Genomic DNA, 16,354 nt, shown 5'->3' with positions numbered 1-16,354 from the left:
TTCGGCACGCGCCCGTCAACTCCGTGATTCGCAGTTCGCAATTACGACCGCCTCAATGCGGTCCACCACGGCAAGGGAGAGAGTACGCGCCACACGGCGCGCTCTGTTGTGGCGCCGGGCAAATAGGATCAAACGATCTGCCACCATACGCACCCCGGCACCTCGGATGCAAATCCGCAGGTGAACGGGGTACCGGAGGGGGCTAGGCGGGCGCTCCCGCCCTCGGCGCGGGCTCCCGCTGCCCGAGCTGGGTGTCGGGCGGCTGGTGGGCGGACGAGGACGGCTCGGCCTGGGTCGGCTCGGACGTCGGCCCCGGGTCCTGCGGCGGGTCCGAGGGCTGCGAGTCCGGGGTGCGGCTGGGCTCGGGCGGGTCGGGGCGGTCGTCGGGGGTCGGGCGCGCGGGCTCGTCGGGGCCGCCGCCGTCGGACGCGGGGCGGCTCTCCTCGGCGGACGGCCGCCCGCCCGACGGGGACGGGCGCTCGCCCTTGCGCTTCTTCTTCCCGTCCTTGTCGTCCTTGTCCTCGCCGCTCTCCTCGTCGCGCCCGCCGTCGGCCCCGGCCGCTCCGTGGCCGGCCTTGCCGCCCACCCGGTCGGTGCCGCCGTCCGGGGCCTCGCCGCCCGAGCGTCCGGCGGAGTGGGACGGCGCGGCCTTCCCTCCGGCGTCGTCGTCACCCACGCTCACGCATCCGGCGGCAGCGGCGACGGCCACGACCGTGGCGGCCAGGCGGACGGGTACGTACAAGCGGCGCACGGGGCCACCTCCGGTTGGAGTACAGGGTCGACAAGCCCAACTCCCGTCACCCGCAAGAGGACACGCGAACGGCCTATCCGTAGCCGAGTGCGTGCAGCCGGGCGTCGTCGATCCCGAAGTGGTGCGCGATCTCGTGCACCACCGTGATCTCGGTCTCCGTGACCACGTCCTCCCGGGACTCGCACATCCGCAGGGTCGGCCCCCGGTAGATGGTGATCCGGTCGGGCAGCACCCCGGCGTACCACTCCCCCCGCTCGGTCAGCGGCGTCCCCTCGTAGAGCCCGAGCAGCTCCGGGTCGTCCGCCGGCGGCTCGTCCTCCACGAACACCGCGACGTTGTCCATGAGCCGCGTCAGCTCCGGGGGGATCCGGTCCAGCGCCTCGGCAACCAGCTCCTCGAACTCCTCGCGCGTCATCTCCAGCACGAAGCCATTGTCGGGGACGATCGGTCCGTACGAGAGGCGGGCGACGCCCGCATATCCGGCCGCCCGCACGGGCATAGGGGATCAATGGCCCGCGTCCCGACTGCCGTCATGAACCTGATCCACCGCCTCCCACGGCTCCCGCAGGCCCCGACCCGCCGCCACCCCTCGGGCGGCACCCGGCCCCCGGCCGCGCCGGCACTCGCGCTCACCCCCGGTGCACGGCCGCGCCCTTGGGCGCGCGCCCTCGGTCTGGTCGCGGTGGTGCTGCTCGGCGCATGGCTGGGCCTGCTCGTCGTCGGCAACGTCCGTGTGCCGGTCGGCCCGATGAACACCACCATGACCCTGCGCCCGTCCTTCAGCGGCGGCACGAAGATCAACATCTCGCCCCTGGGCGCGCTGCAGCTCGACAGCCACATCGCCCCGGTGCGTCTCGACGTCAACGTCGACCAGCTCGACCCCGAGCGCTCCCGTGCCCTGGTCGACCACCCGGAGCGTCTGTCGGGGCTCCAGGACGAGGTGACCGAGGACATCGCCCGCGGCACCGCGGACCTCGCCGTGCGCTCCTGCGTCGCCGTCGTCACCGGCGCCGCCACGCTCGGCCTGCTCGTCTACCGCCGTCCGCGCCGCGCCCTGGCCGCCGGAGGGCTCGCCCTCGGCCTGCTGGCCGCGTCCGGCGGCACGGCGTACGCGACCTGGAACCCGGACTCGGTGCTGGAGCCGAAGTTCTCCGGCCTGCTGTCCTCCGCGCCCTCGCTGGTCGGCGACGCGCGCAGCATCGTCACCGAGTTCGACGTCTACCAGCAGGAGTTGGCCCGTCTGGTCACCAACGTGACCAAGCTCTACGACGCCACGTCCACGCTCCCCGTCTACCAGCCGGACCCGACCACCATCCGCGTCCTGCACGTCTCCGACATCCACCTCAACCCCGCGAGCTGGAAGATCATCGCCTCGCTGGTGGAGCAGTACCGGGTGGACGTGATCGTCGACTCCGGCGACACGATGGACCACGGCACGGCCGCCGAGAACGGCTTCCTGGACCCGATCGAGAACCTGGGCGCGCCGTACGTGTGGGTGCGGGGCAACCACGACTCGCTCGTCACCCAGCGCTACCTGGACCGGATGAGGAACGTGCACGTCCTCGACGACGGCCGGGCGCGGACCATCGCGGGCCTGCGCTTCGCCGGCATCGGCGACCCGCAGTTCACCCCCGACCGCACCCAGAGGACCGGCGCCGAGCAGTCCCAGGAGCTGGCGGGCGCCCGACTGGCCTCCGCGATGCTGGACCAGAAGCGGGCAGGCACCCCGGTGGACGTGGCGGTCGTCCACGAGCCGTCGGCGGCCCGCGAGGTCGACGGCACCGTGCCGCTGGTCCTCTCCGGCCATCTGCACCGCGAGGACACCGAGGTCATGCGGTACGGCACCCGGCTGCGCGTCGAGGGGTCCACCGGCGGCAGCGGGCTGCGCGCGATCGAGGGCAAGTACCCCGACCCGATCGAGACGTCGATCCTCTACTTCGACCGGGACACCAAGCGCCTCCAGGCGTGGGACTCGATCGAGCTGGGCGGTCTCGGGCTCACCACGGCGGAGGTCAGCCGGCACCTGCCCGAGGAGAACCAGCCGGGCGCGGACAGCTCCCCATCCCCCTCCGGCAGCTCCCCCGGCACCTCGTCCGGCAGCCCCTCGGGAACCACCCCCGGATCACCCCCCGCCACGCCGTCGCGACCCCGCTCCTAAACCGTTTTGGCGAACCATCCCGCCATCCCATATGCTTCTCACGTCCCCGACGCGCTGAGAAGCGCCCAGGCGGGCCGATAGCCCTCATCGTCTAGCGGCCTAGGACGCCGCCCTTTCAAGGCGGTAGCACGGGTTCGAATCCCGTTGGGGGCACGCACCACCCTGTGCAACACTGTCGTACGACACAAGCTTGGTCCTGTGGAGCAGTTTGGAGTGCTCGCCACCCTGTCAAGGTGGAGGCCGCGGGTTCAAATCCCGTCAGGACCGCTGATGTTTCACGTGAAACATCGCGGCTGGGTAGCTCAGTTGGTACGAGCGTCCGCCTGAAAAGCGGAAGGTCGCCGGTTCGACCCCGGCCCCAGCCACAGCAAAGGCCCCGATCTCTGATCGGGGCCTTGTTGTGTGCCCTGGTCGTACGCCCGGGCAAAATGGCTCGCCGCCTTTTTCCGCGGTCTGAGATCCTGGAGTCCGTATGTCTACGCACTCTGCCCCCGCCCTCGGTTCTCTCGCCTCCCGCCTCTCCGAGCTGTCGCTGCGCGATGCGCACCGGCTCGGGAGGCGGCTCGAGGGTGCCCGCAAGATCCGTAAGCCGGAGGCGCGTGCCGCCGTGCTCGGTGAGATCGAGGCGGAGGTCGCCGCGGCCGAGGAGCGGATGGCGGCGCGCCGGGCCAGGGTTCCGGAGGTCCGGTATCCCGAGCAGCTGCCCGTCAGCCAGAAGAAGGACGCCATCGCCGAGGCCATCCGTGATCACCAGGTGGTGATCGTGGCCGGTGAGACGGGCTCCGGCAAGACCACGCAGATCCCGAAGATCTGCATGGAGCTGGGGCGCGGCGTCCGCGGCATGATCGGGCACACCCAGCCCCGGCGGATCGCGGCCCGTACGGTGGCCGAGCGGGTCGCCGAGGAGCTGGACACCCCGCTCGGCGAGGCCGTCGGCTGGAAGGTCCGCTTCACCGACCAGGTCGACCCGGAAGCCACGTTCATCAAGCTGATGACGGACGGCATCCTGCTCGCGGAGATCCAGACCGACCGCGAACTGCGCGCCTACGACACGATCATCATCGACGAGGCGCACGAACGGTCCCTGAACATCGACTTCCTGCTCGGCTATCTCGCGCAGCTGCTGCCGAAGCGTCCCGACCTCAAGGTCGTCATCACCTCGGCGACCATCGACCCCGAGCGCTTCTCCCGGCATTTCGGCGACGCCCCGATCATCGAGGTCAGCGGGCGGACGTATCCGGTGGAGGTGCGCTACCGGCCGCTGCTGGAGGAGGACTCCGAGGACGCCGACCGGGACCAGATCACCGCGATCACCGACGCCGTCGAGGAGCTGATGGCGGAGGGTCCCGGCGACATCCTGGTATTCCTCTCCGGTGAGCGGGAGATCCGGGACACGGCGGACGCGCTGAACAAGAAGCGGTACCGCTCGACCGAGGTGCTGCCGCTGTACGCCCGGCTGTCGCACGCCGAGCAGCACCGGGTGTTCCAGCAGCACAGCGGCCGCCGGATCGTGCTGGCGACGAACGTGGCCGAGACGTCCCTCACCGTCCCCGGCATCAAGTACGTCATCGACCCCGGCTTCGCCCGTATCTCGCGCTACAGCCACCGCACCAAGGTGCAGCGGCTGCCGATCGAGCCCGTTTCGCAGGCCAGCGCCAACCAGCGCAAGGGCCGCTGCGGCCGTACCTCGGACGGCATCTGCATCCGGCTGTACAGCGAGGAGGACTTCCTCTCCCGTCCCGAGTTCACCGACGCGGAGATCCTGCGGACCAACCTCGCCTCGGTCATCCTCCAGATGACGGCCGCCGGCCTGGGTGAGATCGAGAAGTTCCCCTTCATCGACCCGCCGGACCACCGCAACATCCGCGACGGCGTCCAGCTGCTCCAGGAGCTCGGCGCGCTGGACCCCACGCAGAAGGACCCGCGCAAGCGCCTCACGCAGACCGGCCGGAAGCTGGCCCAGCTGCCGGTGGACCCGCGACTGGCGCGCATGGTGCTGGAGGCGGAGCGCAACGGCTGCGTCCGCGAGGTCATGGTCATCGCCGCCGCGCTGTCGATCCAGGACCCGCGCGAGCGGCCCGCCGACAAGCAGACGCAGGCCGACCAGCAGCACGCCCGCTTCCGCGACGAGACCAGCGACTTCCTCGCGTTCCTCAACCTGTGGCGGTACATCCGCGAGCAGCAGAAGGAGCGCGGCTCCTCGTCGTTCCGCCGGATGTGCAAGCAGGAGTACCTGAACTTCCTGCGCATCCGCGAGTGGCAGGACATCTACGCCCAACTGCGGACCGTCGCCAAGCAGATGGGGATCCACCTCGACGACCAGGACGCCCCCGCCGACCGCATCCACGTCTCCCTGCTGGCCGGTCTGCTCTCGCACATCGGCATGAAGGACGTGAAGGAGTCCAAGGACTCCGGTCAGGGCGGCGGCCGGCGCGAGGGCGGGCGCAACGAGTACCTCGGCGCGCGCAACGCCAAGTTCGCCATCTTCCCGGGCTCCGCGCTGTTCAAGAAGCCGCCGCGGTTCGTGATGTCGGCGGAGCTGGTGGAGACGTCCCGGCTGTGGGCGCGGGTCAACGCGAAGATCGAGCCGGAGTGGGTCGAGCCGCTCGCCGAGCACCTGGTCAAGCGCACCTACAGCGAGCCGCACTGGGAGAAGGACCAGGCGGCCGTGATGGCGTACGAGAAGGTCACGCTGTACGGCGTGCCGATCGTGGCGCAGCGGAAGGTGAACTACGGGCGGATCGACCCGGAGCTGTCCCGGGAGCTGTTCATCCGCAACGCCCTGGTCGAGGGCGACTGGCGCACGCACCACAAGTTCTTCGCGGACAACCGCAAACTGCTGACCGAGGTCGAGGAACTGGAGCACCGGGCGCGGCGCCGGGACATCCTGGTCGACGACGAGACCCTCTTCGACTTCTACGACCAGCGGATCCCCGACCATGTGGTGTCGGGGGCGCACTTCGACTCGTGGTGGAAGCACAAGCGGCGCGAGCAGCCCGACTTCCTCGACTTCGAGCGGGAGATGCTGATCCGTGAGTCGGCGGACGCGGTCACCAAGGCCGACTACCCCGACACCTGGCGCCAGGGCCCGCTCACGTTCCGTGTGACGTACCAGTTCGAGCCCGGCGCGGACGCGGACGGCGTGACCGTCCACATCCCGCTCCAGGTGCTGAACCAGGTCACGGACGAGGGCTTCGACTGGCAGATCCCGGGTCTGCGCGAAGAGGTCGTCACGGAGCTGATCCGCTCCCTGCCCAAGCCGATCCGGCGCAACTACGTGCCGGCGCCGAACTACGCGAAGGCGTTCCTGGAGCGGGCCGTGCCACTGCAGGAGCCGCTGACCGTCACGATGGCCCGCGAGCTGAAGCGGATGGTCGGGGTGCCGTTCGAGGCGGAGGACTTCGACTGGTCCCGTGTCCCCGACCACTTGAAGGTGACGTTCAGGATCGTCGACGAGCGGCGCCGCACGCTCGCCGAGGACAAGGACCTGGAGGCGCTGAAGCTCAAGCTGCGTCCCAAGGCGCGCAAGGCGCTGTCGCAGGCGGCGGCCGCCACGGCGCAGCGTCAGGGCGGGGAGTCGCTGGAGCGCAAGGGGCTGACGGACTGGACGATCGGTTCGCTCACCCGGGTGTTCGAGACGCGCAGGGCCGGCCAGCCGGTGAAGGCGTATCCGGCTCTGGTGGACGACGGCGACTCGGTGTCGGTGCGGCTGTTCGACTCGGAGGCCGAGCAGGCGGAGGCGATGTGGAAGGGCACCCGGCGGCTGATCCTGCTGAACATCCCGGTCAACCCCGCGAAGTTCGCGTCCGAGAAGCTGACCAATCCTCAGAAGCTCGCCCTGTCCGCCAATCCGCACGGTTCGGTGCAGGCGCTGTTCGACGACTGCGCCATGGCCGCGGCGGACAAGCTGATCGCGGACTTCGGCGGCCCGGTGTGGGACGAGGAGTCGTACCGGAAGCTGTTCGACAAGGTGCGCGCGGAGATCGTCGACACGACGGTCCGAGCGGTCGGGCAGGTGCAGCAGGTGCTGGCCGCCTGGCAGGCCTGTGAGCGCCGTCTGAAGGGCGTCCGCAGCCCCGCGCTGCTGCCGAACCTCCAGGACGTCCGCACGCAGCTGGACGCGTTGGTGAAGCCGGGCTTCGTGACCGAGGCGGGGCTGCGCCGGCTGCCGGACCTGATGCGCTACCTGGTGGCCGCGGACCGCCGGCTCCAGCAGATGCCGACGAACGTGCAGCGGGACACCACGCGCATGGCGAAGGTCCACGAGATGCAGGACGAGTACGCCTGGCTCCTGGAGCAGATGCCGCGGGGGCGGCCGGTGCCGCAGCAGGTGCGGGACATCCGCTGGATGATCGAGGAGCTGCGGGTCAGCTATTTCGCGCACGCGCTGGGCACGGCGTACCCCGTGTCGGACAAGCGGATCGTCAAGGCGATCGACGCCGCCGCGCCGTGACGGGAACCGTACACAGGGTGAGTTCGACCAGGGGGCTCCTGCTCCTGTACAGTCCTTCTCGCAGCGCAACGCAGGAAAGCGCCGCGACTGAGGTCCTGTGGAGCAGTTTGGAGTGCTCGCCACCCTGTCAAGGTGGAGGCCGCGGGTTCAAATCCCGTCAGGACCGCATACCGGAAGGCCCGCCCCCCGTAAGGGATGGCGGGCCTTCCGCATGTGCGGACCCGTCAGGACAGCCCGGAGGCGCCGTGAAGGCTCCTCCGCAGGCCGTGCCCCGAGAGGGACCCCGACGCCCTTCTCGCGGGCGCCTGCGCCGTCTTGACGGCCTCGCGGTCCCTCGGTACTCCAGGAACAGGACATGTGTCCGTGGGGGGACCGGAGGTGGGGCATGACGGCATCGGCCAGGCATGAGACACGGGCGCTGCTCCGCGCGCATCTCGCGGCCGCGTCGTCGTACCGGCATCTCACCCGTCACTGCCCGGTCTGCCACCGTCTCCAGCGTCTGGCGATGGACTCCGCGCCCCTCGACGGCGCCGAGGCCCCGGAGGCGCCCCAGGGGCCGCCCGAACCCGCCGAGGACCCCCAGGAACAAGCGGCCGCCGACGCGCGTTCCGTCTAGCGCATATGCCGTCGGCTCAACAACCCAACTGGTCTGTGACGGGTGTCACCGCATGAGTTTTCACAAGGGTGGAACTTACGCCTCGCCTACAACAGGTCAATTTAATATGTGCAATTGCACTCTCCCGAGTACTCCGCCCCGGCCCCTCCACAGCTGATCCCACAGGCGCCCTCAGACTCCGACAAGCCCGCGCACAGAAGGCCGTTGAGGCCGTCCGGCCCCGCACGGAGACCCACCACCGGCGCACAAAAAAGATCGCGCTGGACTCGGCGGAGTCCAGCGCGATCGACGACGCACCCGGTGTTCAGTTGGCTGTGAAGCTCTGATTCGGTGGGGCGAGGGGGCTGTTGGGGCAGTCCCCGCGTCGCTTGGAGCTAAAGTTCCCGGGCGTCGCGGCCGGTGGGGGACCAGCCGGTTCTGCCCGGTTCATGCAGGTTCAGGCCTCGCTGCGCTGCTGCGGGATGCCCGCGAGCAGTGCGCGGACCTCGGCCTCGCGGTAGCGGCGGTGGCCGCCGAGCGTGCGGATCGACGTGAGCTTGCCGGCCTTCGCCCAGCGCGTGACCGTCTTCGGGTCGACGCGGAACATGGTGGCAACCTCAGCGGGGGTCAGCAGCGGCTCGGCATCAGGGGTGCGAGCGGTCATGAGCGGCCTCCTCGGGAGAACCGAACCTTCTCGGTTCTTTCCTCTAAATTCTGCACCTTGACCCGCGTTGCCCGAAATGGCGGACGCGAGTCGAGTCGGTTATAGGACGAACGGCTTGTCCTCGGCACTACAACTACACCATCTGTCCAGCCACGTCGGCCAAACCGATGGAATTGCCCTCCCAGGTGCTCATCAGCCGCGGAAGCCGATGGACCATGCCATAGCGGACAGTCACGCCCCTGTGACGATCAGTCACAGCAACGCGCAGGAGTCACCGGACCCCCCAAAGCGTGCAATGCTGAGATTCCGCCCATAGTGGAGCACAGCAGGACGGAGGAGTCCTCCCCGGACTCCTTGTCCTATTTTGGCATGAGGAGGGGCAAGGGGCGCAAGAGTCTTGTGCGTGCGGTCCGTCACGCTTGACACGCTTGGGACTTACGCCCGGTAAGGCTGCTACGTCCGATGTCGCATCCGGATTGACGCGACTTCAACGAGCCTCAGGGCGAAGACAAAACCCCAAGAAGGGCGTTTGGTCAAACGTCAGTTCGCCGATCGCAGGTCACGGACCGCGCGCCAGCGCTCGACGAGGCGCCCGTACGCGTCCGCCGCACCCCCTTCGTCGCCCCGCCGCAGTGCCGCGATCCCCTCGCCGACGTCGGCCGCCGAGTGGTCGTCCGCCAGGGCGCCGGCCGGCACGGCGTGCACCAGTCCCCCGTAGTCCAGCTCGACCAGCGAGCGCGGGTGGAACTCCTCCAGCCAGCGGCCGACGTCCACCAGGCCGTCGATCAGCAGGCTCTCGTCCACGGCGTCCCGCAGCGCCCGCAGCGCCCGCGCCACCCGGCGCCGCGCCTGGACCATGGGCGTGCGGTAGCGCAGGACCGGGACCTCGCCGGCGGAGCCCTTGGCGTACTGGCGCTCCTCGTCGGTGAAGAGCACGAACCAGTTGATCGGCACCTGCCAGGTGGAGGTGCGGATCCACGGGCGCGCGTCGGGGTGCTCGGCCAGCCAGCGCTCGTAGTCCCGGCTCGCCTCGTGCCGCACGACCGGGGGCAGCAGGGCGTCCAGGACCGGCAGCGGGTACTCCTCCGCGAGCTCGCCCAGGGCCTGCCAGCCGCGCAGCCGGGTGCGCCACGGGCAGACCCGGACCTCGCCGTCCGTCTCCAGCACGAAGGCGTCGCCGCTCTCGTGCACCGGGACCGGCGCCGGCGGGACCGCCGCGAGGTCGGCCAGCGACCGGCGCAGCTCCTCCTGGTACGAGGGGAGGTCGTCGCGCCGGGCGTACCGCTCCCAGTGGCCGCGCTCCGGCTCGGGGAAGGCGGCCAGTGGTTCGTACACGCGCAGGTAGGAGGCGTAGGGGACGATCACCGAGGACACCTTGGTCACGCTCTGCTCCCTCCCCCGCGGACCGCCGCGAAAACCTGCCGGGACTCCGCCCGGACGGGTGGGAAACCCCGGCAAATCGTCGCACGCGGTACTCCGGACGGAGGTGATCCGGGACACGGTGCCGCCGACCGGCGGGTAAGGATCTACTCTCGTGCCACAGCCCCCGCCACCCGTACGGGAGCCGTCCCACCCGCCGCTACTTACTCAGGAGTCACCACAGTGACCGACGTATCTGACGGCGTCCTGCACACCCTGTTCCGTTCGGACCAGGGCGGCCACGAGCAAGTCGTGCTCTGCCAGGACCGTGCCAGCGGCCTCAAGGCCGTCATCGCCATCCACTCCACCGCGCTGGGCCCCGCGCTCGGCGGTACGCGGTTCTACCCGTACGCCTCCGAGGAGGAGGCCGTCGCCGACGCGCTCAACCTCGCGCGCGGGATGTCGTACAAGAACGCCATGGCCGGTCTCGACCACGGCGGCGGCAAGGCCGTGATCATCGGCGACCCGGAGCGGATCAAGACCGAGGAGCTGCTGCTGGCCTACGGCCGGTTCGTCGCCTCCCTCGGCGGCCGCTACGTCACCGCGTGCGACGTCGGCACCTATGTCGCCGACATGGACGTCGTGGCCCGGGAGTGCCGCTGGACCACCGGCCGCTCCCCCGAGAACGGCGGCGCGGGCGACTCGTCGGTGCTCACCTCCTACGGCGTCTACCAGGGCATGCGGGCCGCCGCCCAGCACCTGTGGGGCGACCCGTCGCTGCGGGACCGCAAGGTCGGCGTGGCGGGCGTGGGCAAGGTCGGGCACCACCTGGTGGAGCACCTGCGGGCCGAGGGCGCCGAGGTCGTGATCACCGATGTGCGTGAGGACGCCGTCCGCCGGATTCTCGACCGGCACCCCGAGGGCGTGTCGGCCGTGGCCGACACCGAGACGCTGATCCGCACCGAGGGCCTGGACATCTACGCCCCGTGTGCGCTCGGCGGCGCCCTGAACGACGACACCGTGCCCGTGCTGACCGCCAAGGTGGTCTGCGGCGCGGCCAACAACCAGCTCGCCCACCCGGGTGTGGAGAAGGACCTCGCCGACCGCGGGATCCTCTACGCGCCGGACTACGTGGTGAACGCCGGCGGCGTGATCCAGGTGGCGGACGAGCTGCACGGCTTTGACTTCGACCGGTGCAAGGCGAAGGCGTCGAAGATCTTCGACACCACGCTCGCCATATTCGCACGTGCGAAGGAGGACGGTATTCCGCCGGCCGCCGCGGCCGACCGGATCGCCGAGCAGCGGATGGCGGAGGCGCGTCCGCTGCGATGAGGTCCGTGCGGGCCCCCCGATCGGGGTGCGTTCGCACACATGAGCGGTACCCGCCGGGGGGCACTTGGAGAGAACTCTCACTTCTCCCGGCGGGTCGACCGGCGATAAGTGGTTAAAATCGCGGTTGACCAGCGAGGACAGGGCGCCTCGACGGTCCCGGGCGCGGGCACGTCATGCGGGCGACGTACCGTATGGGCGCGGGCTCAGGTACCGTGGAAGCCCTACGGACCGGTCTCTCCACGGAGAGCCCGTTCTGGACCATGAACGCGTGTCAAGACTCTGGGGCCGTCGAGCCCCGTCGTTGAGGGGGTCGAGCCATGGGGCGCGGCCGGGCCAAGGCCAAGCAGACGAAGGTCGCCCGCCAGCTGAAGTACAACAGCGGTGGGACTGACCTCTCACGCCTGGCCGAGGAGCTGGGCGCATCGACGTCGAATCAGTCACCGAACGGTGATCGTTTCGAGGACGATGAGCAAGACGACGACCTGTACGCAAAGTACGCCGACCTCTACGAGGACGACGAGGAGGACGAGGACGGCCCGTCCTCGCAACAGCGTCGCGGCGCTTGACCTTGCGTGAAGCTTGAACCCGGTCGGTGACCCAGGTCACCCGCCGGGTTCAGTGCTGCCCGGACCGGCTCCGTCGGCCGGTGTGCTGCCCGCCCGGTGACCGGGCGGGCAGCCTTTCCGTGCTCAGTTCGCGTAGTCACCGACAAGAGCAGCACCCGTGGTGTGGTCCCCGCGCTCGGTGATCTCGCCGGCCACCCAGGACTCCACGCCGCGGTCGGCGAGCGTCGTGAGCGCCACGTCGACGGACTCCTGCGGCACGATCGCGATCATGCCGACGCCCATGTTCAGCGTCTTCTCCAGCTCCAGCCGCTCGACCGAGCCGGTCCGGCCGACCAGGTCGAACACCGGTCCGGGCGTCCAGGTGGAGCGGTCCACCGTGGCGTGCAGCCCGTCCGGGATCACCCGGGCCAGATTGGCCGCGAGTCCGCCGCCGGTGACGTGGCTGAACGCGTGCACCTCGGTGGTGTGGATCAGCGACAGGCAGTCCAGCGAGTAGATCTTGGTGGGCTCCAGCAGCTCCTCGCCGAGGGTGCGGCCCAGCTCGTCGATCCGGGCGTCCAGCGACAGACCCGCCTGGTCGAGCAGTACGTGGCGGACGAGCGAGTAGCCGTTGGAGTGAAGTCCGGAGGACGCCATGGCGATCACCGCGTCACCCGAACGGATGCGGTCGGCGCCGAGCAGACGGTCGGCCTCCACGACGCCCGTGCCGGCCCCGGCGACGTCGAAGTCGTCCGGACCCAGCAGACCGGGGTGTTCGGCCGTCTCGCCGCCCACCAGGGCGCATCCGGCCAGCACACAGCCCTCGGCGATGCCCTTGACGACGGCCGCGACACGCTCGGGGTGGACCTTGCCGACGCAGATGTAGTCGGTCATGAACAGCGGCTCGGCGCCGCACACCACGATGTCGTCCATGACCATGGCGACCAGGTCGTGCCCGATGGAGTCGTAGACGCCCATGCGGCGGGCGATGTCGACCTTGGTGCCGACGCCGTCCGTGGCGGAGGCGAGCAGCGGGCGCTCGTAGTTCTTCAGGGCGGAGGCGTCGAAGAGGCCGGCGAATCCGCCGAGGCCGCCGAGGACCTCGGGGCGCTGCGTCTTCTTCACCCACTCCTTCATCAGCTCGACCGCGCGGTCGCCCGCTTCGATGTCGACGCCCGCCGCTGCGTAGCTGGCACCAGTGTTCTGGGACATGGCTGTGAGAGCTTTCGTGTCGTCCGTCAGGGCTTACGGGCGGCGGATCGCGTCGACCGCGGCCGGGGCGGCGGTGCCTGCGGCCAGCTCGGTCTCCAGCAGCTGCTTGCCGAGGAGCTCGGGGTCGGGCAGGTCCATCGGGTACTCGCCGTCGAAGCAGGCGCGGCACAGGTTGGGCTTGGCGATGGTGGTCGCCTCGATCATGCCGTCGAGCGAGATGTACGCCAGGGAGTCGGCGCCGAGCGAGGTGCCGATCTCCTCGATGGTCATGCCGTTGGCGATCAGCTCGGCGCGGGTGGCGAAGTCGATGCCGAAGAAGCAGGGCCACTTCACGGGCGGCGAGGAGATCCGGATGTGGACCTCGGCGGCGCCCGCCTCACGGAGCATGCGGACCAGGGCCCGCTGGGTGTTGCCGCGCACGATGGAGTCGTCGACGACGACCAGGCGCTTGCCCTTGATGACTTCCTTGAGCGGGTTCAGCTTCAGCCGGATGCCGAGCTGCCGGATGGTCTGCGAGGGCTGGATGAACGTACGGCCGACGTACGCGTTCTTGACCAGGCCGGCGCCGAAGGGGATGCCGGAGGCCTCCGCGTAGCCGATGGCGGCGGGGGTGCCGGACTCCGGCGTCGGTATCACCAGATCGGCCTCGACCGGCGACTCCGCGGCGAGCTTGCGACCCATCTCGACGCGCGAGAGGTAGACGTTCCGGCCGGCGATGTCGGTGTCGGGGCGGGCCAGGTACACGTACTCGAAGACGCATCCCTTGGGCTTCGCTTCCGCGAATCGGGACGTTCGCAGGCCGTTCTCGTCGATGGCGACGAACTCGCCCGGCTCTATCTCGCGGACGTAAGCGGCGCCGCAGATGTCGAGGGCGGCGGACTCGGAGGCGACCACCCAGCCGCGCTCCAGCCGGCCGAGGACCAGCGGGCGGATGCCCTGCGGGTCACGGGCGGCGTAGAGGGTGTTCTCGTCCATGAAGACGAGGCTGAAGGCGCCCTTGACCTTGGGCAGGACCACGTGCGCGGCCTGCTCCACGGTGACCGGCTCGCCGTCTGCGGCGCGCTGGCCGGCCAGCAGGGCGGTGATCAGGTCGGTGTCGTTGGTCGCGGCCACCTTGGGCGCGCGGCCGTTCTCCTTGGGGAGCTCGGCGACCATCTCGGCGAGCTCCGCCGTGTTGACCAGGTTGCCGTTGTGGCCGAGCGCGATGGAACCGTGCGCGGTCGCGCGGAACGTCGGCTGGGCGTTCTCCCACACGGAGGCACCGGTGGTCGAGTAGCGGGCGTGACCGACCGCGATGTGTCCCTGGAGAGAACCGAGGGAGGTCTCGTCGAAGACCTGGGACACCAGGCCCATGTCCTTGAAGACGAGGATCTGGGAGCCGTTGCTGACCGCGATTCCCGCGGATTCCTGGCCCCGATGCTGGAGGGCGTAGAGCCCGAAGTACGTGAGCTTGGCGACCTCTTCGCCCGGAGCCCAGACACCGAAGACGCCGCAAGCGTCCTGGGGGCCTTTCTCGCCGGGGAGCAGGTCGTGGTTGAGTCGTCCGTCACCACGTGGCACGCCTCCGAGTGTAGGCGAGATCGACCACTGGTCCGAATGCGGGATGCGGCCCCGCGGCTGGATCAGCGGGCCGCGACGGCCCGTACCTCGGTTCCGTTTTCGCTGGTCAGCGTGAGGGTGTCACCGTCGACCGCGTACCGGGCTGCGCCGTCGAAGAGCTTCGTCAGGGCCTTCTCGGCGTCCATGAGTGAGTCTTCGCACATCATTCGGGTCAGGGACGGGAGGCCGAGGGTGATATGGCCGTCGCGCACGGTGGCCCTCGCGTTGACCTGGTTGCAGCCCAGGTTCCCGGAGACCGTGCCGTCCTGCTGATCGAAGGTGAGGTGGGCGCGGCCCGCGCCGTCGGGGGTGGTGACGTTCCAGCGGGTGCCGTGCAGAGGGCGGTCCTTCGCCTCGGTGAGGCGCACGGTGTCGCCGGACGCGGTGGTCAGCGTGAGGCGGTCGCCGTTGACGTCGGCCTTCAGCTCTCCGGCGGCCAGGGCGCGGGAGACGGCGCTCTCGCCCGCCATGACCTGGTCGTCGCAGGCCCGCAGGGTGGTCTCCGGGTCGGAGAGGCGGACGCGGTCGCCGTCGGTGCGGAGGCGGGCCTCGAAGAGGTTGCAGCCGTAGCTGCCGGTGGCCCGGCCGTCCTCGCCGAGGGTGAGGTGGGCGCCGTCGGGGGCGCGGTGCGTGGCGCCGTCCACGGTGACGCTGTCGACGGTCCAGCGGACGCCGGTGACCGGCCGCTCCGCCTCGGCGGCGTCGCTGCCGGCGCCCGCCTTCTCGCTGCCGCAGGCCGCGGCGAGCGGGACGACGAGCACGGCGACGGCCGCGAGGGTCCTGCGCGAGGTGTGCGTCTGTCGGTCCATGCCGCTTCGACGGAGAGGCGGAGCAGGCGGTTCCCCCGGTTTCGCCGCCGCTTTCCCGCCGCTTCTCCGCCGCCGCTCAGCCGAGCAGCGGCAGGTACGGCCCGAGGTCGGCGCGCTCCCCGCTGGCACTGACCTCGGCGGAGTCCACGGCGTCCGGCCAGGAGAGCCGCCCGGAGGCCAGCCGGATCCAGGTGAGCGGGTCGGTCTCCACCACGTTCGGCGGGGTGCCGCGGGTGTGCCGGGGTCCCTCGACGCACTGCACCACCGCGAACGGCGGGACGCGCACCTCCGTGGAGCCGCCGGGCGCCTTCGCGGCCAGCGCGTCGGCCAGCAGCCGCACGCAGGTGGCCAGCGCCTGCCGGTCGTACGGGACGTCCAGGCCGGGGACGGCGGCGTTCAGGTCGTCGGTGTGGACGACCAGCTCCACGGCGCGGGTGACCACGTAGTCGGTGAGGGGCAGGGCGCCCGCGCTGGTCGGGAGCAGCCGGCCGCTCGGGTGGGCGTCGAGGCGGGCGGTGAAGCGCCGCTCGGCGTCCGCCAGGTAGGCGCCGAGGTCGGGGTGGCCGGCCGCGAGCCGGTGCGCGGTGTCGGCGATGGCCCCCGCGTCGGCGGCGATGGCGGCGGGCCAGTCGGTCAGCCGGGCGTCCTGCCCGGCGGGCTCCGGCTCGTCCAGCAGCCGGTCGACGGCCAGCAGCGCGGTGCCGATGTGGGCGACCAGCTCCCGGACGGTCCAGTCGCCGAGCCGGGTCGGCGCGGCGAGCTGCTCCGGGGTGAGGGCGCCGACCGCGGCGCGCACGTTCCCGAACTGGGCCAGCACGGCGGCGCGGGTCTTGGCGGGGTCGTAGGAGCGGGGGCGTTTCCTGGCCGGTGGCATGGC

The 16,354-nt window shown here is 70.6% G+C and carries 13 protein-coding genes and 4 tRNA genes; 9 read left to right on the top strand and 8 right to left on the bottom strand.

The genetic code is table 11. From position 1 onward, the window contains the following. Positions 1-202: 202 nt before the first annotated feature. On the bottom strand, positions 203-751 hold the full coding sequence (locus ACQY0Z_RS07835; protein WP_254585760.1) for a hypothetical protein: 549 nt from the start codon (positions 749-751) through the stop codon (positions 203-205). A 73-nt stretch (positions 752-824) separates the two neighbouring features. After that, on the bottom strand, positions 825-1,175 hold the full coding sequence (locus tag ACQY0Z_RS07830) for a metallopeptidase family protein (RefSeq protein ID WP_033273422.1): 351 nt from the start codon (positions 1,173-1,175) through the stop codon (positions 825-827). Between the two features lie 84 nt (positions 1,176-1,259). Here ACQY0Z_RS07830 and ACQY0Z_RS07825 point away from each other — a divergent pair, with 84 nt between their 5' ends. The 7 genes from ACQY0Z_RS07825 to ACQY0Z_RS07795 all read left to right on the top strand — a co-directional run bounded on the left by ACQY0Z_RS07825 (position 1,260) and on the right by ACQY0Z_RS07795 (position 7,978). Further along, positions 1,260-2,909, top strand: a complete 1,650-nt coding sequence (locus ACQY0Z_RS07825) for a metallophosphoesterase family protein (RefSeq protein ID WP_189897312.1) — start codon at positions 1,260-1,262, stop codon at positions 2,907-2,909. Between the two features lie 80 nt (positions 2,910-2,989). Beyond that, positions 2,990-3,062 (top strand) — tRNA-Glu (locus tag ACQY0Z_RS07820). A 39-nt stretch (positions 3,063-3,101) separates the two neighbouring features. Next, positions 3,102-3,176, top strand: a tRNA-Asp gene (locus ACQY0Z_RS07815). 24 nt (positions 3,177-3,200) lie between these two features. Next, a tRNA-Phe gene (locus tag ACQY0Z_RS07810) sits at positions 3,201-3,274 on the top strand. Positions 3,275-3,381: 107 nt separating this feature from the next. Next, entirely contained in the window at positions 3,382-7,362 is a 3,981-nt protein-coding gene (gene hrpA, locus ACQY0Z_RS07805; protein ID WP_189897310.1) for an ATP-dependent RNA helicase HrpA, read from the top strand. 91 nt (positions 7,363-7,453) lie between these two features. Then, a tRNA-Asp gene (locus ACQY0Z_RS07800) sits at positions 7,454-7,528 on the top strand. Between the two features lie 219 nt (positions 7,529-7,747). After that, positions 7,748-7,978, top strand: coding sequence for a DUF6274 family protein (locus ACQY0Z_RS07795; RefSeq protein WP_189897308.1), 231 nt, complete (start codon positions 7,748-7,750; stop codon positions 7,976-7,978). 436 nt (positions 7,979-8,414) lie between these two features. On the opposite strand, the gene bldC is transcribed toward ACQY0Z_RS07795, so the two are convergent. Together bldC and ACQY0Z_RS07785 are read right to left on the bottom strand one after the other, a co-directional pair. Continuing rightward, positions 8,415-8,621 carry a developmental transcriptional regulator BldC gene (gene bldC / locus ACQY0Z_RS07790; RefSeq protein ID WP_003949541.1) on the bottom strand — a complete coding sequence of 69 codons (207 nt, stop codon included), beginning with the start codon at positions 8,619-8,621 and terminating at the stop codon, positions 8,415-8,417. Positions 8,622-9,161: 540 nt separating this feature from the next. Beyond that, positions 9,162-10,004, bottom strand: coding sequence for a hypothetical protein (locus ACQY0Z_RS07785; RefSeq protein ID WP_381729741.1), 843 nt, complete (start codon positions 10,002-10,004; stop codon positions 9,162-9,164). A gap of 219 nt (positions 10,005-10,223) precedes the next feature. Between ACQY0Z_RS07785 and ACQY0Z_RS07780 the strand changes: the two genes are divergently transcribed. After that, a complete protein-coding gene (locus ACQY0Z_RS07780) occupies positions 10,224-11,312 on the top strand; it encodes a Leu/Phe/Val dehydrogenase (RefSeq protein ID WP_189897304.1) in 1,089 nt (362 codons plus the stop codon). 317 nt (positions 11,313-11,629) lie between these two features. Beyond that, positions 11,630-11,878 carry a DUF3073 domain-containing protein gene (locus tag ACQY0Z_RS07775; protein ID WP_006133346.1) on the top strand — a complete coding sequence of 83 codons (249 nt, stop codon included), beginning with the start codon at positions 11,630-11,632 and terminating at the stop codon, positions 11,876-11,878. A gap of 123 nt (positions 11,879-12,001) precedes the next feature. On the opposite strand, the gene purM is transcribed toward ACQY0Z_RS07775, so the two are convergent. From purM to ACQY0Z_RS07755, 4 genes are all read right to left on the bottom strand, one after another. After that, a complete protein-coding gene (purM, locus tag ACQY0Z_RS07770; RefSeq protein WP_189897302.1) occupies positions 12,002-13,069 on the bottom strand; it encodes a phosphoribosylformylglycinamidine cyclo-ligase in 1,068 nt (355 codons plus the stop codon). A gap of 33 nt (positions 13,070-13,102) precedes the next feature. Continuing rightward, complete coding sequence (purF, locus tag ACQY0Z_RS07765; protein ID WP_189897300.1) at positions 13,103-14,629, bottom strand: amidophosphoribosyltransferase; 1,527 nt, start codon at positions 14,627-14,629, stop codon at positions 13,103-13,105. 62 nt (positions 14,630-14,691) lie between these two features. Then, complete coding sequence (locus tag ACQY0Z_RS07760; RefSeq protein WP_254585764.1) at positions 14,692-15,477, bottom strand: META domain-containing protein; 786 nt, start codon at positions 15,475-15,477, stop codon at positions 14,692-14,694. A 76-nt stretch (positions 15,478-15,553) separates the two neighbouring features. Beyond that, a complete protein-coding gene (locus tag ACQY0Z_RS07755) occupies positions 15,554-16,351 on the bottom strand; it encodes a maleylpyruvate isomerase family mycothiol-dependent enzyme (protein WP_189897296.1) in 798 nt (265 codons plus the stop codon). Between the last annotated feature and the right edge of the window lie 3 nt (positions 16,352-16,354).

This window comes from Streptomyces sp. P9-2 (genome assembly GCF_051903975.1).
GTDB classification, from domain to species: domain Bacteria; phylum Actinomycetota; class Actinomycetes; order Streptomycetales; family Streptomycetaceae; genus Streptomyces; species Streptomyces cellulosae.
The sequence above is the reverse complement of the archived record's forward strand: the minus strand, read 5'-3'. Positions and strand labels throughout refer to the sequence as shown.